This is a genomic window from Streptomyces cathayae (genome assembly GCF_029760955.1).
Classification (GTDB): Bacteria; Actinomycetota; Actinomycetes; order Streptomycetales; family Streptomycetaceae; genus Streptomyces; species Streptomyces cathayae.
Genome location: NZ_CP121682.1, coordinates 6,758,704 through 6,777,964, shown reverse-complemented (window position 1 = coordinate 6,777,964; position 19,261 = coordinate 6,758,704). Strand labels below are relative to the sequence as shown.

The 19,261-nt window shown below is 72.0% G+C and carries 20 protein-coding genes, 2 pseudogenes and 1 riboswitch; of the genes and pseudogenes, 13 read left to right on the top strand and 9 right to left on the bottom strand.

Annotated features, from left to right (window positions below; translation table 11 throughout):
* Positions 1-27 precede the first annotated feature (27 nt).
* From PYS65_RS31040 to PYS65_RS31030, 3 genes are all read left to right on the top strand, one after another.
* Entirely contained in the window at positions 28-663 is a 636-nt protein-coding gene (locus tag PYS65_RS31040) for an ATP-dependent Clp protease proteolytic subunit (protein WP_279337249.1), read from the top strand.
* Between the two features lie 7 nt (positions 664-670).
* A complete protein-coding gene (locus PYS65_RS31035; RefSeq protein WP_279337248.1) occupies positions 671-979 on the top strand; it encodes a hypothetical protein in 309 nt (102 codons plus the stop codon).
* A gap of 409 nt (positions 980-1,388) precedes the next feature.
* Positions 1,389-1,519: riboswitch (cyclic di-AMP (ydaO/yuaA leader) on the top strand.
* Between the two features lie 3 nt (positions 1,520-1,522).
* Positions 1,523-1,996 (top strand): C40 family peptidase, encoded by a 474-nt coding sequence (locus tag PYS65_RS31030; RefSeq protein WP_279337247.1) that lies wholly within the window; start codon positions 1,523-1,525, stop codon positions 1,994-1,996.
* Positions 1,997-2,093: 97 nt separating this feature from the next.
* On the opposite strand, the gene PYS65_RS31025 is transcribed toward PYS65_RS31030, so the two are convergent.
* A complete protein-coding gene (locus PYS65_RS31025; protein WP_279337246.1) occupies positions 2,094-2,552 on the bottom strand; it encodes an ATP-binding protein in 459 nt (152 codons plus the stop codon).
* Between the two features lie 211 nt (positions 2,553-2,763).
* On the opposite strand from PYS65_RS31025, the gene PYS65_RS31020 reads away from it, so the two are divergent.
* Together PYS65_RS31020 and PYS65_RS31015 are read left to right on the top strand one after the other, a co-directional pair.
* Positions 2,764-3,624 (top strand): helix-turn-helix domain-containing protein, encoded by an 861-nt coding sequence (locus tag PYS65_RS31020; RefSeq protein WP_279337245.1) that lies wholly within the window; start codon positions 2,764-2,766, stop codon positions 3,622-3,624.
* A gap of 9 nt (positions 3,625-3,633) precedes the next feature.
* On the top strand, positions 3,634-3,858 hold the full coding sequence (locus PYS65_RS31015) for a DUF397 domain-containing protein (RefSeq protein WP_279337244.1): 225 nt from the start codon (positions 3,634-3,636) through the stop codon (positions 3,856-3,858).
* 87 nt (positions 3,859-3,945) lie between these two features.
* Here PYS65_RS31015 and PYS65_RS31010 read toward each other — a convergent pair whose 3' ends face one another.
* Entirely contained in the window at positions 3,946-5,070 is a 1,125-nt protein-coding gene (locus tag PYS65_RS31010) for an 8-amino-7-oxononanoate synthase (RefSeq protein ID WP_279337243.1), read from the bottom strand.
* Positions 5,071-5,216: 146 nt separating this feature from the next.
* Here PYS65_RS31010 and bioB point away from each other — a divergent pair, with 146 nt between their 5' ends.
* From bioB to PYS65_RS30990, 4 genes are all read left to right on the top strand, one after another.
* The gene (gene bioB / locus PYS65_RS31005; protein ID WP_279337242.1) at positions 5,217-6,443 is read left to right on the top strand and encodes a biotin synthase BioB; all 1,227 of its coding nucleotides are present in this window, start codon (positions 5,217-5,219) and stop codon (positions 6,441-6,443) included.
* The gene (locus tag PYS65_RS31000) at positions 6,436-7,725 is read left to right on the top strand and encodes an adenosylmethionine--8-amino-7-oxononanoate transaminase (protein ID WP_279337241.1); all 1,290 of its coding nucleotides are present in this window, start codon (positions 6,436-6,438) and stop codon (positions 7,723-7,725) included. Before bioB ends, PYS65_RS31000 begins: the two co-directional genes overlap by 8 nt.
* Position 7,726: 1 nt before the next feature.
* Positions 7,727-8,458 carry a dethiobiotin synthase gene (gene bioD, locus PYS65_RS30995; RefSeq protein WP_279337240.1) on the top strand — a complete coding sequence of 244 codons (732 nt, stop codon included), beginning with the start codon at positions 7,727-7,729 and terminating at the stop codon, positions 8,456-8,458.
* 149 nt (positions 8,459-8,607) lie between these two features.
* Positions 8,608-9,312: a class I SAM-dependent methyltransferase gene (locus PYS65_RS30990; RefSeq protein WP_279337239.1), complete on the top strand. Its 705-nt coding sequence runs from the start codon at positions 8,608-8,610 to the stop codon at positions 9,310-9,312.
* On the opposite strand, the gene PYS65_RS30985 is transcribed toward PYS65_RS30990, so the two are convergent.
* Entirely contained in the window at positions 9,313-9,687 is a 375-nt protein-coding gene (locus PYS65_RS30985; protein WP_279337238.1) for a fic family toxin-antitoxin system, toxin component, read from the bottom strand.
* Between the two features lie 4 nt (positions 9,688-9,691).
* Entirely contained in the window at positions 9,692-9,970 is a 279-nt protein-coding gene (locus PYS65_RS30980) for a toxin-antitoxin system HicB family antitoxin (protein WP_279337237.1), read from the bottom strand.
* 269 nt (positions 9,971-10,239) lie between these two features.
* Between PYS65_RS30980 and PYS65_RS30975 the strand changes: the two genes are divergently transcribed.
* The 4 genes and pseudogenes from PYS65_RS30975 to PYS65_RS30960 all read left to right on the top strand — a co-directional run bounded on the left by PYS65_RS30975 (position 10,240) and on the right by PYS65_RS30960 (position 14,607).
* On the top strand, positions 10,240-11,100 hold the full coding sequence (locus tag PYS65_RS30975; protein WP_279337236.1) for an ABC transporter ATP-binding protein: 861 nt from the start codon (positions 10,240-10,242) through the stop codon (positions 11,098-11,100).
* A 4-nt stretch (positions 11,101-11,104) separates the two neighbouring features.
* Complete coding sequence (locus PYS65_RS30970; protein WP_279337235.1) at positions 11,105-13,669, top strand: ABC transporter permease; 2,565 nt, start codon at positions 11,105-11,107, stop codon at positions 13,667-13,669.
* 80 nt (positions 13,670-13,749) lie between these two features.
* Positions 13,750-13,950, top strand: a pseudogene (locus PYS65_RS30965) (GNAT family N-acetyltransferase); the annotation flags it as partial.
* Between the two features lie 135 nt (positions 13,951-14,085).
* A complete protein-coding gene (locus tag PYS65_RS30960) occupies positions 14,086-14,607 on the top strand; it encodes a DUF5958 family protein (protein WP_279337234.1) in 522 nt (173 codons plus the stop codon).
* A gap of 141 nt (positions 14,608-14,748) precedes the next feature.
* On the opposite strand, the gene PYS65_RS30955 is transcribed toward PYS65_RS30960, so the two are convergent.
* From PYS65_RS30955 to PYS65_RS30935, 5 genes and pseudogenes are all read right to left on the bottom strand, one after another.
* A complete protein-coding gene (locus PYS65_RS30955; protein WP_279337233.1) occupies positions 14,749-15,648 on the bottom strand; it encodes a Ppx/GppA phosphatase family protein in 900 nt (299 codons plus the stop codon).
* Positions 15,649-16,313: 665 nt separating this feature from the next.
* Positions 16,314-16,424 (bottom strand): annotated as a pseudogene (locus PYS65_RS30950) (IS6 family transposase); the annotation flags it as partial.
* Positions 16,406-16,600, bottom strand: a complete 195-nt coding sequence (locus PYS65_RS30945; protein WP_279338174.1) for a hypothetical protein — start codon at positions 16,598-16,600, stop codon at positions 16,406-16,408. The pseudogene PYS65_RS30950 and the gene PYS65_RS30945, both read right to left, overlap by 19 nt.
* Positions 16,601-16,754: 154 nt before the next feature.
* Complete coding sequence (locus tag PYS65_RS30940; protein ID WP_279337232.1) at positions 16,755-17,711, bottom strand: zinc-binding dehydrogenase; 957 nt, start codon at positions 17,709-17,711, stop codon at positions 16,755-16,757.
* Positions 17,712-18,629: 918 nt separating this feature from the next.
* On the bottom strand, positions 18,630-19,208 hold the full coding sequence (locus PYS65_RS30935; protein ID WP_279337231.1) for a TetR/AcrR family transcriptional regulator: 579 nt from the start codon (positions 19,206-19,208) through the stop codon (positions 18,630-18,632).
* Positions 19,209-19,261: the final 53 nt, after the last annotated feature.

The window sequence follows — 19,261 nt, the reverse complement described above, 5'->3', positions numbered from 1 at the left end:
AGACAGCCGCCACGAGGAGGGGACCTCATGACCCGACCGTCCGCCCGCCATGTCCTGCCCGAGTTCACCGAACACACGGCGTCCGGGCGCCGGAGCACGGATCCGTACTCGAGGCTGATGGAGGAGCGGATCATCCTCCTCGGGACACCGATCGACGAGACCTCCGCGAACGACGTGATCGCCCAGTTCATGTACCTGGAGCACCGCGACCCCGACCGGGACATCTCCCTCTACGTCAACTCACCCGGCGGCTCCTTCCACGCCATGTCGGCGATCCACGACACCCTGCGCTACGTCGCCTGCGAGGTGGAGACGGTCTGCCTGGGGCAGGCGGCCGGAACAGCCGCACTGCTGCTGGCCGCCGGGACCCCGGGCAAGCGGTACGTGCTGCCCGGGGCGCGGCTGGTGCTTCATCAGCCCGCGCTGACGGAACCGGTGGAGGGCCGGGCGAGCGACCTGGCCGTCCGGGCCGAGGAGTTGTCACGCGTTCGGGCCCGGCTCGAGCAGATGCTGGTCCGGCACACCCACCGCACCCCGGAGCAGGCGCGGTCGGACTTCGAGCGGGAGACGGTCCTCGACGCCCGGGCGGCGGTGGACTACGGCCTCGCGGACCGGATCGTGACCCGCCGCGAGGGCCTCCGGGCCGCTCCCGGTACGAGGTGAGCCGCCGATGCTGCCACCCGAACTGCCGCCGCTGCCCGCGCTGACCCGGGCCGAGGCCGAGCTGATCGACCGTTACCTCGAGGCCGTCGACCTGCTCGGCCGGATCAACCCGGCCCGCGACGGCGACACCTACCGGGGGCTGCGTGCCGCGCAGGCACTGGTCGGCAAGGCCGTCGCCCTGCGCGACGCGCTGGCCCTGATGCACAGGCGCGGCGAGACCGAACTGCACACCGCCACCCTGGCCCGCGCGTTGCGGGTGCTGGACGGCGAGCGGCGCACGGCCCGCGTCATCCTGCCGCCGGGATCCGGCAGTTGACGCCCTACCGGCCCGGTCGGGGCGTGCGCCGGTGACATGTCCGCACCGGAGTTGAAACGGACCAAAAGGCTTACCCCCAAGCGGCGTAGACGCACGACTTCTTTTCGGGCCGCCAAGGTTGCGCACCGCGCGCGCCCCCTTTCGGAATCAAGCATTCCGATGCTGGTCCGGGGCTCCTCGGCGCTCTGGACGGAAGTCCGGACGCAGCACTGTCCACCCGAACGGATGAGTGGTGAGTAACAACACAAACCCCTGGCTCAGGTGGGATTTCGGGCCAACCATTGCCAAGATCGCTCACTGACGACAAGCCCCCGCCACCGCGGCGGGGCGATCCGGGCGGACGCCGAGTCCTGCCGCCGCCCGGATGACCGGTCGACAGGAGTGGATCGGCAGGAGTGGAGGACCCGAGCATGACGGGTCGCCGGCGCGGGGATTCCCGTGCCGAGCAGCCCTTGGGGTGAAGCCGCACAGGTGCGGCCGGGCAACTTCGCCAGCCCGAATCCGACAGGTCATCCTTCACAGGCGGCTGACGAAGGGTTGCGCATGTCCGCGCTCAATCGTGTCCCGTCTCTCATGGCCCGGGCCGGCACGGCCTCGGCCCTCACCCTCGCCGCAGTGGGCGGCTCACTCGTGGTTCCCGGTGCGGCCTCGGAGGCGGCGGCCGCGAGTTCGGCCACCAAGGCCCTCCAGGTCGCGGCGGCCAAGAAGGGGGCGCCCTACCGGTGGGGCGCCACCGGACCGTCCCGCTTCGACTGCTCCGGCCTGACCCTCTACTCGTACAAGAAGGCGGGTAAGCAACTGCCGCGTACCGCAGCCCAGCAGTACAACAAGACACGCAAGATCTCGGCCTCCAGCCGCAAGGCGGGCGACCTGGTGTTCTTCCACTCGGGTCAGAACGTCTACCACGTCGGCATCTACGCGGGTCAGAACAAGATCTGGCACGCCCCGAAGACCGGGGACGTGGTACGCCTGCAGAAGATCTGGACCCGCAGCGTCTGGTACGGCCGGGTCGGCTGATCCGCGGGGGCGGCGGCATTCCCCCCTGCCGCCGCCCCCGCCCCTCCGTCGGACGGTCACCGACGCGGCCGGGGCCGCGCTGTTCCCTCGCGGCCCCCTACGGCTCCTGCCGTCCCGCCGCCGTGACCGGCTCGGCCGGGACGGCCCACGGGAGTACGACGAAGACGGTCTTGCCGCCTTCCCTGGTCGGGCGGACCCTCATCCTGCCGCCGCACTCCGCGGTCAGCCAGCGGATGATGACCAGCCCCCGGCCGTTGTCCTGCTGGACCGCGGCGGGGAGCCGCTTGGGGAACCTCGGATGACTGTCGGTCACCCCGATGCGCAACCGCTCGTCGTGGTCGAGGGCGATGTCCACCGTGAACGTGGGTGACTGCCCGAGGGTGTGCTGCACGGCGTTGGTGGCCAGTTCGGACACGATCAGCCGTACGGTGTCGGACACGTCCGTGTCCGCCGGCATGCCCCACTCCGCCAGTGTGTCCATCACATGGGCACGCGCGGCGGAGACCGAGGCCGGATCGCTCGGCAGAGTGATGGATGCTTCCAGATGGTCTGCCATGGCGACGTCGTCCCTTTCCCACGGGTCCACGGTCCGGCACGGAGCGGCTGATTCGAGTACGGTCCCGCACTGGTGCTTCGCCGCCAGACTGCCATCACCACAGGGCGTGGGCGACGATACGGCCAAGATATGCATATATCTGTCGCTCAAAACGGTGAACTCTGCGACGAGGGACCGTATACGGGCGGCCCAGAGGGAGTAAGGGGGAACGATGCAGCACGGTCCCGCGGTACGCCGCCGGAAACTGGGTGCCGAACTGCGTTCGCTGCGCACGTCGGCGGGGTTCACCAGCGGTGAGGCGGCCCGTCTGGTGGGCTGGCACCAGTCGAAGGTGAGCCGGATCGAGACGGGCACGAGCAGGGCGAAACCGGCCGATGTGCGGTTACTGCTCGACGCCTACGGCCTGACGGACCGCCAGTTGCGGGAGTTGCTGCTGGTGTTGGCGGGGTCCGACGACAGTGACGGACGGCATCACTGGTGGCACGCCTACCGGGGGGTACTGCCGCCCACCTACCGGGACTTCATCAGCCTGGAGTCCCAGGCCGGCGCGATGCGCACCCTGGAGACCACGGTGGTTCCCGGGCTGTTGCAGACACCCGAGTACGCGCGGGCGGTGACCGAGGCCGCGCTGGAGGGCGCCTCGAGGGAGCGGCTGGACGCACTGGTGGAAGTACGGCTGGCCCGGCAGGACGTGCTGCGGACGGAGCCGCCCCTGGAGCTGGCCGCCGTCCTGGACGAGGCGGTGCTGCGCCGGGAGGTCGGCGGCCCCGGCGTGATGACCCGGCAGCTGAACCGGCTCGTGGAGGCGGCACGCCTTCCCCACGTGCGGCTCCAGATCCTGCCGTTCACGGCAGGGGCGCACATCGGCGTCACCGGCCCTTTCGTCATCTTCTCATTTTCGCGCACTTCCGATCTGGATGTTGTGGTTCTCGACCACTTGACGAGTAGCCTCTATCTCGAGCGGAAAGAAGACCTCCGGGTGTACTCGGAGGCCTTCAACGCCCTTTCGATCCACGCCCTTTCGCCCGAGGACTCGTTGGATTTCATCGCCGGGACAGCTGCCGGCGGGTAAGGAGGCACGATGCCCGTACCGCCTCGGACCCTTCTCTCCAGCACCGATCTGCACGCTGTGCGGTGGCTGCGCAGCAGCTACAGCACGGGCGCGAACAACTGCGTCGAGACGGCCCGGCCGACCACCGGCCCGGGTGCCGGGCTGCTCGCCGTACGCGATTCCAAGGCCCCGTCCGGGCCCGCACTGCTCGTCTCCCCCGGGAGCTGGACGAAGTTCGTGGCCGCGCTCCGCTGACCGGCGGCACCGCCGGCCCGACCGCCCGCCCGGCACCACCGCCCGAACCGTCCGCTGCCGAGCGACCCACGGCCGTGCCCCGCCGACTCATGGCCGCGTCTCGCCGACCACCTGTACAGCGCGTTCGATCTCGGCCCCGGACAGGTCCGCGCGGGCGGTCAGTCTGAGCCGTGAGATGCCGTCGGGCACGGAAGGAGGACGGAAGCAGCCCACGGACAGGCCGGCCGCCCGGCAGTCGGCCGCCCATCGCACGGCCTGCTCCGGGGACGGGGCACGCACGGAGACGACCGCGGCGTCGGGACGCACCGCGTGAAGACCCGCGGCCGTCAGCCGTCCGTGCAGTTCGCGCGCCACCTCGCCCGCCCGTGCGGCACGCGCGGGCTCCCGGCGCAGCAGCCGGAGCGCCGACAGTGCGGCGCCGGCGGCCGCGGGGGCGAGGCCCGTGTCGAAGATGAACGTCCGGGCCACGTTGACGAGGTGTTCGACGACCCGTGCCGGTCCCAGCACCGCCCCGCCCTGGCTGCCGAGCGACTTGGACAGCGTGACCGTCGCGACGACGTCGTCGGCGCCGGCGAGTCCGGCCGCGTGCGGGGCGCCGCGTCCGCCGCCGAGCACCCCGAGGCCGTGGGCGTCGTCGAGCACCAGTCCCGCGCCGTGTTCCCGGCAGGCCGCGGCCAGCGCGGTGAGCGGGGCGGCGTCCCCGTCGACCGAGAAGACCGTGTCGGACACCATGACGGCCGGCCCGTCGTGCCCGTCCAACGCCTTGCGTACGGCGTCCGGGTCGGCGTGCGCCGCGACCCGCGTCCCGCCGCGGGCCAGCCGGCAGCCGTCGATCAGCGAGGCGTGGTTGCCCGCGTCGGACACGATCAGCGAGCCGTGCGGGGCCAGCGCGGTGACGGCGGCCAGGTTGGCCGCGTAGCCGGAGGAGAAGACGAGGGCCGCCTCGAAGCCGCAGAAGTCCGCCAGTTCGCGTTCCAGCGCGGTGTGCAGTTCGGTGGTGCCGGTGACGAGCCGGGACCCGGTCGCCCCGCCGCCCCAGGTCCGCGCGGCCCGTGCCGCGCCCTCGGTGACCTCCGGATGACGGGCCAGGCCCAGGTAGTCGTTGCTCGCCAGGTCGAGGAGCGGTGTGTCGGCGGCCCGCGGGCGCAGGGTCCGTACGAGTCCGGCCCGGCGCCGCAGCTCCGCCTGTTCGCCGATCCAGCCGAACGCCATGGGTCCTCCGGGGCTCTTGTAGGCAGTGCACAGACCTTAGCGGGGTGGCCGGCGGGCCCTTGTGTGGCCATACCCACACCCGGAAGCGCCTCTGTTGTACGGACCCTCCTTGGCCACGGCGGTCGAATAGGACAGGATCGGCTCTCATGAACCTGCTGAACACGCTGGTGGACAAGGGGCTGCGGCGCGAGACGCCGACCCGCGAGGAAGCGCTGGCCGTCCTCGGGACGTCCGACGACGACCTGCTCGACGTGGTGACCGCGGCCGGGAAGGTGCGGCGGCACTGGTTCGGCCGACGGGTGAAACTCAACTATCTGGTTAACCTCAAGTCGGGCCTGTGCCCGGAGGACTGCTCCTACTGTTCCCAGCGGCTCGGTTCCAAGGCCGACATCCTCAAGTACACCTGGCTCAAGCCGGAGCAGGCCTCGGAGGCGGCCGCGGCCGGACTGGCGGGCGGCGCCAAGCGGGTGTGTCTGGTGGCCAGCGGCCGGGGCCCGACCGACCGTGACGTGGACCGGGTCTCCGACACCATCAAGGCGATCAAGGAGGGCAACGAGGGCGTCGAGGTGTGCGCCTGTCTCGGTCTGCTCTCCGACGGCCAGGCGGAGCGGCTGCGCGAGGCGGGGGCGGACGCCTACAACCACAATCTGAACACCTCCGAGGCCACCTACGGGGACATCACCACGACGCACACGTACGCCGACCGGGTGGACACCGTGCACAAGGCGCACGCGGCCGGCCTGTCCGCCTGCTCCGGGCTGATCGCCGGCATGGGTGAGAGCGACACGGATCTGGTCGACGTGGTGTTCGCACTGCGCGAGCTGGACCCCGACTCGGTCCCGGTGAACTTCCTGATCCCGTTCGAGGGCACGCCGCTCGCCGAGGAGTGGAACCTCACCCCGCAGCGGTGCCTCAGGATCCTGGCGATGGTGCGGTTCGTGTGCCCGGACGTCGAGGTGCGGATCGCGGGCGGCCGGGAGGTGCACCTGCGCACGATGCAGCCGCTCGCACTGCACCTGGCCAACTCGATCTTCCTGGGCGACTACCTCACCAGCGAGGGCCAGGCGGGGCGGGCCGACCTGGAGATGATCGCGGACGCCGGGTTCGAGGTGGAGGGCACCGACCAGGTGACCCTGCCCGAGCACCGGACGGGCGGGTGCGGGTCGCACGACGGCGGCGGTGTCTGCGGTACGGCACCCGCGGGTGCCGGTGCCTGCGCGGGCACCTCGTCCTCCGGCGGGTGTGCGCAGGCGGAGGCGCCCGCGGGTGCCGGGACCGCCGCGGAGGGGGCCGGTCGGGCCGACGGGCCGCGTACCGATCTCGTCGCGGTCCGCCGCCGGGGCGCCGGAACGGATCTCGCTCCCAATGCCTGAGCGGTCCGTGTCCGAGTTGCTCGAGCTGGACCGGCGGCACGTCTGGCACCCGTACGGGCCCATGCCGGGGCGCGGGGAGCCGCTGGTCGTGGAGTCGGCGGCCGGGGTGCGGCTCCGGCTCGCCGACGGCTCGGGCGAGCTGGTCGACGGGATGGCCTCCTGGTGGTCGGCGATCCACGGCTACAACCACCCGGTGCTGAACGAGGCCGCGACCGACCAGCTCGGGCGCATGAGCCATGTGATGTTCGGCGGGCTCACCCACGAACCCGCCGTCCGGCTGGCGAAACTCCTAGTCGACATGTCGCCCGAGGGGCTGGAGCATGTCTTCCTCGCCGACTCCGGCTCGGTGTCCGTCGAGGTCGCCGTCAAGATGTGCCTGCAGTACTGGCGTTCGCTCGGGCGTCCCGAGAAGCGGCGGCTGCTGACCTGGCGGGGCGGCTACCACGGTGACACCTGGCAGCCGATGTCGGTCTGCGATCCCGAGGGCGGGATGCACGAGCTGTGGACCGGGGTCCTGCCGGAGCAGGTGTTCGCCGAGGCCCCGCCCGCGGAGTACGAGGAGGCGTACGCCGACCACCTGCGGGAGCTGATCGGGCGGCACGCCGGGGAATTGGCCGCGGTGATCGTGGAGCCGGTGGTGCAGGGCGCGGGCGGGATGCGCTTCCACTCCCCCGCGTACCTGCGGGTGCTGCGCGAGGCGTGCGACGCGCACGACGTGCTGCTGGTGTTCGACGAGATCGCGACCGGGTTCGGGCGCACCGGCGCGCTGTTCGCGGCGGAGCACGCGGCCGTGACCCCGGATGTGATGTGTGTCGGCAAGGCGCTGACCGGCGGCTATCTGACCATGGCGGCGACGCTGTGCACCGCGCGGGTGGCCGACGGCATCTCGCGCGGCGAGGTACCGGTGCTGGCGCACGGTCCGACCTTCATGGGCAATCCGCTGGCGGCGGCCGTGGCCTGCGCCTCGATCGAGCTGCTGCTCGGACAGGACTGGCGCGCGGAGGTCAAGCGGATCGAGTCGGGCCTGCGGGACGGGCTGAGCCCGGCGGCGGACCTGCCGGGCGTCCGTGACGTGCGGGTCCTCGGCGCCATCGGCGTCGTCCAGCTCGATCACGCCGTGGACATGGAGGCGGCCACGCGGGCCGCGGTGCGCGAGGGCGTGTGGTTGCGGCCGTTCCGCGATCTGATCTACACCATGCCGCCGTACGTCACCGGTGACACCGACGTGGCCCGGATCGCCCGCGCGGTGTGCGCTGCGGCTGCGGCCACGCAGGAAGGATGACATGCCGGTACTGGTGATCACGGGCACGGGCACCGAGGTCGGCAAGACGGTGGTGACGGCGGCTCTCGCCGCGACGGCGCTGGCGGCGGGCCGGTCGGTGGCCGTGCTGAAGGCGGCGCAGACGGGTGTGGCGCCGGGCGAACCCGGAGACGCCGAGGAGATCACCCGGCTCGCCGGTGCCGTCACGGCCACCGAGATCGCCCGGTACCCGGAGCCCTTGGCGCCCGCCACAGCCGCCCGCCGGGCCGGCCGGGCACCGGTGCATCCGCACGAGGTGGCCGAGGCGGCCGCCAAGCTGGCCACCGAGCACGACCTGGTACTGGTGGAGGGCGCCGGCGGACTGCTCGTACGGTTCGACGCGGCCGGCGGGACGCTCGCGGACGCGGCGGCACTGCTGGCGGCACCGGTCCTGGTGGTGGTGTCGGCGGGCCTGGGCACCCTGAACGTCGCGGAGCTGACGGCGGGCCACCTGCGCTCGCGCGGGCTCGCCCCGGCGGGTGTGGTGATCGGCAGCTGGCCCGCCGAGCCCGATCTGGCCTCGCGCTGCAACCTGCAGGACCTGCCGGACGTGACGGGGGTCCCGCTGCTGGGCGCGGTGCCGGAAGGGGCGGCCGCCCTCGCCCCGGCCGGCTTCCGGACCGCGGCACCGCACTGGCTCGCGCCCCGGCTGGACGGCACCTGGGACGCGGAGGCGTTCCAGGTGCGGGAGGCACGCCGGGGGCAAAGGACGTAGCGGAACTCCTGTCGAGGGATGCGTCGGGGGATGCGTCGGTGGGATGCGGGGTGGCTCCGCGGGGGACAATCGCGGTAAGGCCGGTCCGGGGACGGAGTCCTCGCCCCCCCCCCGGGCTTCCCGGTTTCCTCACGGCAGGGAGGTGCCCCATGTCCGCCGGTTCCGCGAAGGTGGCGCGGGATCCCGTGCGCCATCCGTTGTTCGCCCGCTGCTACGCCCGGCTCAGTGTCACCGCGGAGACCCGCGGGGGCATGGCCGCGGTGCGCCACAGACTGCTCGACGGGCTGTCGGGCCGGGTGATCGAGGTCGGCGCCGGCAACGGCCTCAACTTCGCGCACTACCCGGGCACCGTCTCGGAGGTCGTCGCCGTCGAGCCGGAACGGGTGCTGCGCCGGCTGGCCGTGGAGGCCGCCCTGCGCGCCCGCGTCCCGGTGGAGGTCGCGCCGGGTGCGGCGGAGGCGCTGCCGGTCGAGAGCGGGGGGTTCGACGCGGCGGTGGTCTCCCTGGTGCTGTGCAGTGTGCGGGACCTGCCGCGGGCGCTCGCGGAACTCCGGCGGGTGCTGCGGCCGGGCGGTGAGGTGCGGTTCTTCGAGCACGGCCGGGGCGGCGGCCGGGTCATGCGCCTCACCCAGCGCGCCCTGGACCGGACGGTGTGGCCGCCGCTCGCCGGGGGCTGCCATGTGGCGCGCGACCCGGTGGGCGCGTTGCGGAAGGCGGGGTTCGAACTCGGCCCGTACCGGCGGACGCTGATGCCGGAGAGCGGCCCGAAGCTGCCGACGTCGTACTGCGTGCTGGGCACCGCGTGGCGGCCGACGACCGATGCGGCGGGCGGCGCGCCGACCGGCCGGAGCTGATCACTCGCTCCAGCGGCGCAACTCGGCGGCGATGTCGTCCACGGACGCCTCGCCGTTCTTGACCAGCCGGGCCAGATCGCGCACCTGCTCCGGCGAGGTGACGACCTTCAGACCGCTGGCGACGAGGTAGGCGTACGCGACGGCGGAGGCGAACAGGGCGTTGGAGCGTTCCAGCGCGGGCACGTGGAGCAGCAGCTGGAGCAGCGCGGCGGCACGGGCCTGCGGGCTGCCGTAGACGGGGACGTCGAATATCTCGGCCTCGTGACGGGCGACGGCGGCGACGAGGGCTCCCCAGTCGGTGACCTGGGGGTCCCCCGGAGTCTGCCGTTCGGCGAGCATCAGCAGCCAGGCGAGGTCGATGCGCAGACCGTCCAAGGGATCAGCGGCGACCTTCGCTCGGGCCTTCGGGGTTCTTCTCCCCCGCTCCCGGCATCGCCCGCGCGGGCGAGGTTCCGTCGAACTCCTCGGCGAAGACGCTCTCGTACTGCTTCATGAAGTCGGCGGCGGCCTCCACGAAGGTGTGGCCGACCTCACCGGCGTCCTGCCGGACCAGTTCCTCGATGTAGCGGTTGACGCTCATCCCGCGGGCCAGTGCGCGCTCCCGCGCCGCTCGGGCGGTGCCCTCGTCCACGCGTACGTTCAGCTGGGTCTTCGCCATGCCTCGAAGCTAGCGCCGATGCGCTAGCACCGGCAAGTGCCGCCGTAAAACGTGCCCCTTACAGCGATATGGGGTGATGGTGCACCTGCGGGGGATATTTGGTGCGGAGCGGGTCACACTAGCCTCGGGTGCGGCAGACGCCTCGGCACGGTCCGATGCCCGCATACGCAGATCCCCACCTGCCCGTATGCCGGCATATCCACTGTCGGCATATCCACACCGCGGTATCTCTGCATCGCTCTCTACATCTCCAGACGAAGGAGGCGGCCTTGTCCACACCTGCTGCGGAGCACTCCCCCGGCCTCGCGTCGGCGGACGGAATCGCGGCCCGCGCGCGCGGCCTGACCAAGGCGTACGGATCCGGCGAGACGACCGTGCTCGCCCTGGACTCGGTGGACGTGGCCATCGCGCGCGGCCGGTTCACCGCGGTGATGGGTCCCTCGGGGTCCGGGAAGTCGACCCTGATGCACTGCCTGGCCGGACTCGACAACGTTTCGGCCGGACAGGTATGGCTCGGCGACACCGAGATCACCGGGCTGAAGGACCGTGAGCTGACCCGCCTGCGCCGGGACCGGGTCGGGTTCATGTTCCAGTCGTTCAATCTCATTCCTACGCTGAACGCGCTGGAGAACATCACTCTCCCTATGGACATCGCGGGCCGGAAGCCCGACGAGAGGTGGCTGGACCAGGTCATCGACACGCTCGGCCTGCGGAACCGGCTGAAGCACCGGCCGGCCCAGCTCTCCGGCGGCCAGCAGCAGCGCGTGGCCTGCGCGCGGGCGCTGGCCTCCCGGCCCGAGCTGATCTTCGCGGACGAGCCGACCGGCAACCTCGACTCGCGCGCCGGTCTGGAGGTGCTCGGCTTTCTGCGTGAGGCCGTCGACCGGCTGAACCAGACCGTGGTGATGGTCACGCACGACCCGGGCGCCGCCTCCCACTCCGATCTGGTGCTGTTCCTGGCGGACGGCCGGATCGTCGACGAGATGCGTCGGCCCACGGCGGAGGCGGTGCTGGAGCGGATGAAGCGGTTCGACGTGCTCCGCGCCCAGAGCGACGACGACGGCCCCGCTCCCGGCCTCGTCGGCGACGGGGCCGGGCGGCCCGACGAGTCGGTCCCCGGCAAGGGCTGAGACCGTGCTGAAGGCGACGCTCAGAAGTTTCCTCTCGCACAAGGGGCGGCTGCTGCTGTCCGCGCTGGCCGTCGTCCTGTCCGTGGCGTTCGTCGCGGGCAGCCTGATCTTCTCCGACACCGTCGCCCGCACCTTCGACCGGCTCTTCGCCTCCACCTCCGCCGACGTGACCGTGGCGCCCCCGGACGACTTGGAAGCGGCGGTGCCCACCGGCCAGGTCCGAACCGTGCCGGCCTCGCTCGCCGAGCGGCTGGCCGGGATCGAGGGGGTCGAGTCCGCCCGCCCGGTCGTCAGAGCCGGGAACGTCACGGTCGTCGACGGCGACAAGCCGGTGGGGCCGACGACCGGCGCACCGACGCGTGCGATGGCCTGGTACGCCGGCGAACACAGCGTCGCGGAGCTGGCCTCCGGCCGCGCCCCGCGCGGTGCCGGGGAGGCCGTGCTGGACGCGGACACCGCCGACGCCGCGGACGTGGCGATCGGCGACACCCTGTCGGTGCAGGCTCAGCCGGGCACCTTCCGCGTCGAGATCGTGGGGATCGCCGCCTTCACCGCCCCCAACCCGGGCTCGGCCCTCGTCTTCCTCGATCCCGAGGTCGCCGCCGTCGAGCTGCTGGGCTCGGCGGACCGGGCCACGAGCATCGCCGTCGAGGCGGAGCCGGGTGTGACCGCCGAGGAGGTCGACCACCGTGTCACCGAGGCGCTCGGCGCCGGCACCTACCGGGTGGAGACGGCCGACGAGCAGGCCGCCACGGCCACCGACGAGCTGGGCGAGTTCCTCGCCGTGATCAAGTACGTGATGCTCGGCTTCGCCGGCATCTCCGTGCTCGTCGGCACCTTCCTGATCGTCAACACCTTCTCGATGCTGATCGCGCAGCGCACCCGCGAACTCGGGCTGCTGCGGGCGATCGGCGCCGACCGGCGGCAGGTGCGCCGGTCGGTGCTCACCGAGGCGGTGCTGCTCGGCCTGTTCGGCTCGACGCTGGGCCTGGCGGCCGGTATCGGGCTCGCCCACGGGCTGATCCGGCTGATGAGCGTCTTCGGCATGAACCTGAACACCACGGAGATGGTCGTCGGGTGGGGCACGCCCGTCATGGCGTACGGGGTCGGGGTCGGGGTCACCTTCGTGGCGGCGTACCTTCCGGCCCGCCGCGCGGCGGAGGTGTCCCCGATGGCCGCCCTCGCCGACGCCGAGATCGCCGGGGTGGGCCGGCCGTTGCGGACCCGCGCGGTGGCGGGTTCCGTCGTCGGGGCGCTCGGCGCGGCCGCTCTGGCGGGCTGCGCCGTCTCCGCCGAGACGGCGCCGGCGGCGTTCCTGCTGGGGCTGGGCGTCGTGCTGACCCTGGTCGCGGCCGTCGTCGCCGGTCCGTTGCTGGTGCGACCGGTGATCCGGGTGCTGGGCGGGGCCTTCCCCGCCCTGTTCGGACCGGTCGGGAGGATGAGCCAGCGCAACGCCCTGCGCAATCCCCGCCGTACGGGTGCCACCGCCGCCGCGCTGATGGTGGGACTCGCCCTGGTCGGCGGCATGTCGGTGGCCGGCACCTCCATGTCCCGCTCCTTCGACGAGCAGATCGACAGGACGCTGGGCGCCGATTTCGTCGTCCAGAACGCCAACTTCCTGCCGTTCTCCCAGGAGGTCACCGACAAGGTGCGGCACACGGAGGGCGTGGGCGTCGTCGTACGGCAGCGGTTCGCGCCGGTGGCGGTGCGGCTGCCGGACGGGAAGAGGATCGAGACGACCGCCGCCGGGTACGACCACCGGATCGACGACGTCGCCCGGCTCACCTACGCGAGCGGCGGCACGGCGGCGGCACTGGCCGACGGCGGTATCGCCATGGACGCCAAATTCGCCGCGGACCACGGCGTCCGGACGGGCAGCACGATCCCCGTCGAGTTCCCGGGCGGGCGGCGCACCGAGCTGACCGTGGGCGCCCTCACCGACATGGAGAGCGGTGAGGGCTTCGGCGTGCAGGGCGGACTGTTCCTCGGTATCGCGACGGTCGAGAAGTACGTGCCCGGCGGGCAGGACTCCGCGCTGTACGTGAACGCCGCCGACGGCACGAGCGCGGATGAACTCCGTGACCGGCTGGAGACCACTCTCGCCCCGTACCCGCAGGTCCAGGCACGGGACCAGGCCGACTACAAGGATCTGGTGCACGACCAGATCGCGGTCCTGCTGTACCTCGTCTACGCCCTGCTGGGGCTGGCGATCATCATCGCGGTGCTCGGCGTGGTCAACACCCTGGCGCTGTCGGTGGTGGAGCGCACCCGGGAGATCGGGCTGCTGCGGGCCGTCGGACTGTCCCGGCGGCAGCTGCGTCGCATGATCCGGCTGGAGTCGGTGGTGATCGCGGTGTTCGGCGCGGTGCTGGGTCTCGTGCTGGGGCTGGTGTGGGGCGTCTGCATGCACCAGGTGCTGGCGCTGCAGGGCATGACCGCGCTCGCGATCCCCTGGGGCACGATCGTGGCGGTCGTCATCGGTGCGGCGGTGATCGGCGTCGTCGCGGCGCTGCTGCCCGCCCTCCGCGCGTCGCGGATGAACGTCCTGGAGGCGATCGCGCACGAGTGACACGTGCGCGAGGCTTTCGCACCGGCGTCCGGATCGTGGAATTCCGTGTCGCGGACGGTGCCGCGTGCTGGGACCGGCCCATGACCGGGCTGCGCATACGGGCCGCGACGCCCGAGGACCCGGACACCTTACTGGCCTTCTGGAAGGTCGCCGCCGAAGGCACGAGCATCAGTGACGACCGGGCCGGCGTGGAGCGGCTGGTCGCACGCGATCCCGAGGCGCTGTTCCTCGCCGAGAAGGACGCGGAGCCGGTCGGCACCGTGATCGCGGGCTACGACGGGTGAAGGCGGCACCTTCCAGCTGCTCCACGACGGGGCGGGCCGGAGCGGAAGGTACGGTTGCTGTACTTCGAGCGGAGGCTGTTCACGAGCGGAGATCACCGCTGCGGGGCGGCGTCTGTCTCACGGGAGGCAGTCATGGACGAACGCGACGTCCTGCTCAACGAACTCGCGCAGGGGCTGCGCCCGGTGCCGGAGGGCATCGAATGGTTCGACGGCCTCGGCCGGGAAGAGCAGTCCGAGGTGCTGCTGTTCCTGCGCCATCACTGCGTCCAGGCGCGCGCCGTCGCCGAGGACGCACCGGAGAGCATCCGCCGTGCCGGGCTGCGCCCGACGCATACGCCCGCGGTGCTGATCTCACGAGGCCGGATCGACGAGCAACTGGGAAAGATCGCCTCTCTCGCGCCCCTCGACGAACGCCGCAAGGCGTTCAGGCTGCTGATCGCGGTGCTCACGATTGCCGACGCGCGGCGCCGCGAGCGCTTCTGCTCCGGCGGCTGCGGTCACTGGTGGCACAGGCTGTCCGTCGTCCGACAACCCAGCACAGCACCCCTGAAGGCATCGAGTGCGCTCCCGGGAACTTGGGAGCGACTCGGTCAGCAGTCCCATGTCCATGGCGGGCCCGCCACTGAGTTTGTGGGCGTGATGTCGTCAGGGTGAGTCCGGTTGCGGCATCGGATCTGAGTCGCGCTCATATCGTCGGGGGCTCGCGAGCGGGGAACTGGATCCCCTGTGACTCATGCCCGTTCACGGTGGCCACCCTCATGGTGCGGATGTCGACGCTTTCGACGTCCCTCGGGCTCAGCCGGCCAGGCGGGACCGGTCGGCCGTGATGTGGGGTGGGCCGAGGCGTTCGAGCAACAGCCCTTCCCGGGTGGACCACGGGCAGATCTCGACGCTCCTGGCCCCGCAGGCTTCCATGAGGGCCTGTGCGATCAGGGCTCCGGCCAGGGACTGCTCGGCGCGGTGCCGGGAGATGCCCGGCAGCTTGGCACGGCGGGCCGGTCCCGCATCGGCCAGCAGGGAGACTGACGTGCGCAGCTGGGGTAGCGCCAGCCGCCGTCCGGCTCGCGGTGCCTTGCCCTGGGCGGCGGCGAGCCGGGCGAGCTGTTCGAAGGTCTTGGAACAGGCCAGCACCCGCCCATCGGGTTCGGCCTGCGGCAGACCGGGCACGGCTTCCAGGGACCGATGAAGGTGCTGCCGGATCTCGGCCAGGCGGCGTTGGGACGGCGCGGTGCCGCCGGGAAGCCAGTCCCGGGTGATCCTGCGAGCACCCAGGGGCAGCGAGTGGACGACGCGGGGCTGGTCTCCGGTGCCGGAGGCGATCTCCACGGTGCCGCCGCCGATGTCCAGGACCAGCAGCTGCCCGGCCGTCGGTCCTGCCCACTGGCGGGCGGCCACGTAGGCCAGCCGCGCCTCCTCGACGCCGCTCAGCACGCGCAGGCGGGTGCCGGTGGTGCGTGCCACACGCGCGATGATCTCGTCGCGATTGGGCGCGTCCCGGATGACGGAGGTCGCGAACGCGAACACCTCCGGTCCGCACGGACGCGGGTCGGCGGCGACGGCCTCGGCCACTGCCCGCTCGACGCTCTTCATGCCGGCCTTGTCCAGCCGCCCCTTGCGGTCGAGGGTCTCGTGCAGTCTCAACCGCACCTTGCGGGAGAACACCGGCTCCAGCACCGTCCCCGGGCGCCGACGCACCACCGTCAGTAGAGCACTGTGGCACCCGACATCGAGCACACCGGCCTGCCGCATCCCATCGCCTCCCCCTGGCCCCACACCCGACCGGACCGGCCCCTTCTCCGACCTTCCGGCAGCCCGGACGATGACCCGACGGGATTCCGGCCCGCCTCGTGAGCATACCGTCACCACCCGTGCACCCTCCGCCCCGGCCCGCAGCGGTGGAGCCGTGGGCGCGCTCACGCCGAATGCGCACGGAGGTCCCGGATCCTCGAACCGTACGGTTTCGCCCACCGTGGCCCTTTCCCTCGATGGCCCTGGCAGCGCCGGTTCCAGTTCGAGGGAGAACTCAGCAATGATCATGCGCGTGGTCTTGCTACCTCGCCTGCTCCTGACGGAGCTCGACCGTCACATCGTCGGCCTCGGACCTGAGTTGCCGGTTCTCATCGGCGAGTTCCTGCATCGCAGTCGGAGTGGAGTCCTGGGCCTCGGCTCGGGCTTGAAGCTCCCGGATGAGATCGGTGTGCCGGTACACGACATCCCGCCGCAGCTCACTCCCGGCGTTCAACTCCGACGCGGTCGTCTTTCCGGACTGCGAGTGCAGCGGCGTTGGCGTTGTCAGGTTGAGCGAATGCCCGAGGGTGTGAGCCGGTTCGGCGCGTTTCGGCTTCGGCGGTGACAGCGGCTCAGGCTACGGCGGGCAGGCCGGCGACGCCGGTGACCTGATCCCAGATCGCGAAGCAGATGGTCATCTCGGCGCGGTAGTCGGTGGCGGTCATCAGGTGACGGCGCGGCCGGCCAGAACCGGTCCGCGGGCTCGGGGCGGACCGGACCGGCGGGCCGGCCGTCGCGGCACCGCGTTCTCGTGCCGCGGCACCAGCGGTTCGGCGTCCTCGGCCGTGTCCCGGCGCAGCAGGACCACAGGCACGCACAGCAGTGCCCGGGTGGCCCGGTACAGCAGCGAGACGATCACTGGTGCCGCGTCCCGGCCACCGCCGAGGGGTTGTGCACGCGTGCTCCCACCTGCAGCGATGACTTCACGAGCCCCACAGGTCGCGTTCGCCGGGCAGGGTGGCCCCGAACGGCTTCGGTCCGGGGCCACTGCAGACTTTTGCCTGCCTGCCGGCTCAGTCCTCGTACATGGCGATGATGCGGCCGACGACCCCGCCCTTGCGGAGGCGCTCCAGCCCCTCGGGGATCCGGTCCGGCGTGATGCGGTTCAGCGGCGGGTTGAGGTCGCCCGACCGCATGAGGTCGTAGAGCTCCTCGAGATCCCGCTTCGTGCCCGACTTGGAGCCGAGGACCCGCAGCTGCTTCAGAATGATCGCGCCGGTGCTGATCGTGGACTCGAGGCGGCCCATGCCGACCTGCACCAGTGTGCCGAATTCGCCGAGTGTCTCGAGTGCCTCGGCGGTGGTGGTGCCGAAGCCCGCGTAGTCCACGATGAGCTCGAGGTTCTTGTCCGCGAACTCGGTGATCGACTCGGCGACGCCCGCCAGGCCGACCTCGGCGGCGAGCTCCCGGGTGGCCGGGTTCACGTCGGCCGCGTACACTTCCGCTCCCTTGAGGACGGCGGTGCGGGCGCCGATGTAGCCGAGGCCGCCGAGGCCGATCACACCGACCCGCATGCCCTTCTTCGCTCCGCCGAGTGTGACCATGGCGTGGTACGAGGTGAGGCCCGCGTCGGTCGCCATCGCGCCCAGCTCGAACGACACCTCGTCCGGCAGTCGCACCAGATTCGCGTCGGTCGCGCGCACCTTGGGTCCGTAGCCGCCGTCCCAGGCGCCGTAGCCGATGGCGTCGCCGTCCGGCATCATCGGCGAGAGACCGACGCGGTCGCCGATCTTCCAGTGGTTCATGCCCTCGCCGACCTCGCTGATCACGCCGGCGTTCTCGTGCCCGAGCGTCATCGGAATCCGCGGGAACATCGACATCCAGCCCGCGTCGTCCATCGCGCTGACATCGGAGTGGCAGAGACCCGCGGCCTTGACGTCGACGACGACCTCGCCCGGTCCCGCGTGCGGCGCTGCCACCTCCTCCAGGGTGAGCGGCTGGTCGGTTCCGTGGAAGCGCCAAGATTTCATGGTGTCGTGTGTCCTTGCCTACGTGCGTCGGGGGACGACGCCAGATGACGCCGTCCGGGCTGGATGGGCTTTCTCTTGTCTCCCGATCCGGACGGCGCTCGATGGAGGCTCTCTCCGGACGGTTCTTTTGGCGGGCCCGGTGCGGGTGCCCGTGTCTCGGCCGCGGTCGCTCATACGCGACGTCGTTGTCGGACATGAGCCATGCGGATGGTGCGTGTGTGCGGCTGGGCAGCGGACCGGTGGTTCCGGCCCCCGCCGTCAGCGGCGATCGTCCCCGCGGTCCCGATCACGGTCACGGCCGTGCCGGCCGTTGTCCGTGGCGCAGGAGACGGTGACGACGCGCTGCGCGTCGGAGTGGGGCGATGCCGAGGCGGTACCGCCCGCGGCGAGCACAGTGCCCGCTGCGGCTGCCACCGAGGTGGTGGGCCCATTACAGAAACTACCTGGACATTGTTGAAAGATGAACTTCCCGTTACGTGGGCTATTTCACCGCTGTCGCCTCGCCCGGAGGGAAATAATCCGGCCTTCCGCGGCCTTCGCGCGGCAGAGTTCAACCGCATCGACGGACAGGGAGAAACCGCCGCCGGTCGAGACGGAACGGCAGCCCGTCCCGGCGGCAGGGGCGGCCGGCACGCACCGGCGGCCACCTGGACCCGGCCCGGTCCGCCGTCGGCCGCTCCCCGCGCACGCGGAGACGACCCCGGCCCCGGGAGGCCTCTCCCCGGCCCTCGCCGACATCGCGCACGTCCCCGGGCCGGGGCGGTGAGGGGAGTCGGGGAGATCGCCCTGTCGGGCGGGGTCGGTGCGGGCGGGCGGGGGTCGGCGGCTGCGCCGTGTGGGCGCGAGTGACCGGAGGCGATGCCGCAGGCAGGCAGCGAGGCCCGAGGGCCCCTGCCGTGTGCCCGCCGGGACGGTGCGTCAGAGCACGGCGAGCCGGTCCACCAGCAGCTCCGTCCTCCGCTCGATGTCCTCCGGCGGCAGCCGCCCCGCCCGGGTCAGGGTCGCCAGCCCGTGCAGGGCCGCCCAGAACACCTCGGTGAACAGCGCCGGGTGGACGCCGTCGCCGGCGACCTCTCCGAGGCTCTCCAGCAGGGCGGCGAAGGCGTCCTGCAGAGGCTCCGGGGTGTCCTCGTTCGCGAACGCCAGGCCGCCGTCGAGCTGGAACATGGCGTCGTAGACCGCCGGGCTGCGTGCGGCGAAGTCGAGGTAGGCGCGGGCGAGGGCGGTGACCCGGGCGCACGGGCCGTCCGCGGCGGAGGCCGCGGCCCGCAGCGCTGCGGCCATCTCGGCGGCGCCCTCGAGGGCGACGGCGCCGATGATCTCGCGCTTGCCGCGGAAGTGACTGTAGAGGACGGGCTGGCTGTACTCGATCCGCTCGGCGAGCCGGCGGGTGGTGACCGCGTCCCAGCCCTGTTGCTCGGCGAGTTCGCGGGCCGTCGCCACGATGAGGCGCTCGCGGTCCGCCCGTTCGCGCTCCTTGCGTTCCTGTACCGACATGATTCGACCCTAGCACCGCTAGACAATCGAGCAGCGACAGAACTAGCGTTGCC

Bases quoted from the DNA above. Each gene is read 5' to 3' on its own strand.
- PYS65_RS31040 (WP_279337249.1), top strand. From the start codon at position 28: ATGACCCGACCGTCCGCCCGCCATGTCCTGCCCGAGTTCACCGAACAC.
- bioB (WP_279337242.1), top strand. From the start codon at position 5,217: ATGAACCTGCTGAACACGCTGGTGGACAAGGGGCTGCGGCGCGAGACG.
- bioD (WP_279337240.1), top strand. From the start codon at position 7,727: ATGCCGGTACTGGTGATCACGGGCACGGGCACCGAGGTCGGCAAGACG.
- PYS65_RS31015 (WP_279337244.1), top strand. From the start codon at position 3,634: ATGCCCGTACCGCCTCGGACCCTTCTCTCCAGCACCGATCTGCACGCT.
- PYS65_RS30980 (WP_279337237.1), bottom strand. From the start codon at position 9,970: ATGGCGAAGACCCAGCTGAACGTACGCGTGGACGAGGGCACCGCCCGA.
- PYS65_RS30940 (WP_279337232.1), bottom strand. From the start codon at position 17,711: ATGAAATCTTGGCGCTTCCACGGAACCGACCAGCCGCTCACCCTGGAG.
- PYS65_RS31000 (WP_279337241.1), top strand. From the start codon at position 6,436: ATGCCTGAGCGGTCCGTGTCCGAGTTGCTCGAGCTGGACCGGCGGCAC.
- PYS65_RS30935 (WP_279337231.1), bottom strand. From the start codon at position 19,208: ATGTCGGTACAGGAACGCAAGGAGCGCGAACGGGCGGACCGCGAGCGC.
- PYS65_RS31030 (WP_279337247.1), top strand. From the start codon at position 1,523: ATGTCCGCGCTCAATCGTGTCCCGTCTCTCATGGCCCGGGCCGGCACG.
- PYS65_RS30990 (WP_279337239.1), top strand. From the start codon at position 8,608: ATGTCCGCCGGTTCCGCGAAGGTGGCGCGGGATCCCGTGCGCCATCCG.
- PYS65_RS31020 (WP_279337245.1), top strand. From the start codon at position 2,764: ATGCAGCACGGTCCCGCGGTACGCCGCCGGAAACTGGGTGCCGAACTG.
- PYS65_RS31035 (WP_279337248.1), top strand. From the start codon at position 671: ATGCTGCCACCCGAACTGCCGCCGCTGCCCGCGCTGACCCGGGCCGAG.
- PYS65_RS30960 (WP_279337234.1), top strand. From the start codon at position 14,086: ATGGACGAACGCGACGTCCTGCTCAACGAACTCGCGCAGGGGCTGCGC.
- PYS65_RS31025 (WP_279337246.1), bottom strand. From the start codon at position 2,552: ATGGCAGACCATCTGGAAGCATCCATCACTCTGCCGAGCGATCCGGCC.
- PYS65_RS31010 (WP_279337243.1), bottom strand. From the start codon at position 5,070: ATGGCGTTCGGCTGGATCGGCGAACAGGCGGAGCTGCGGCGCCGGGCC.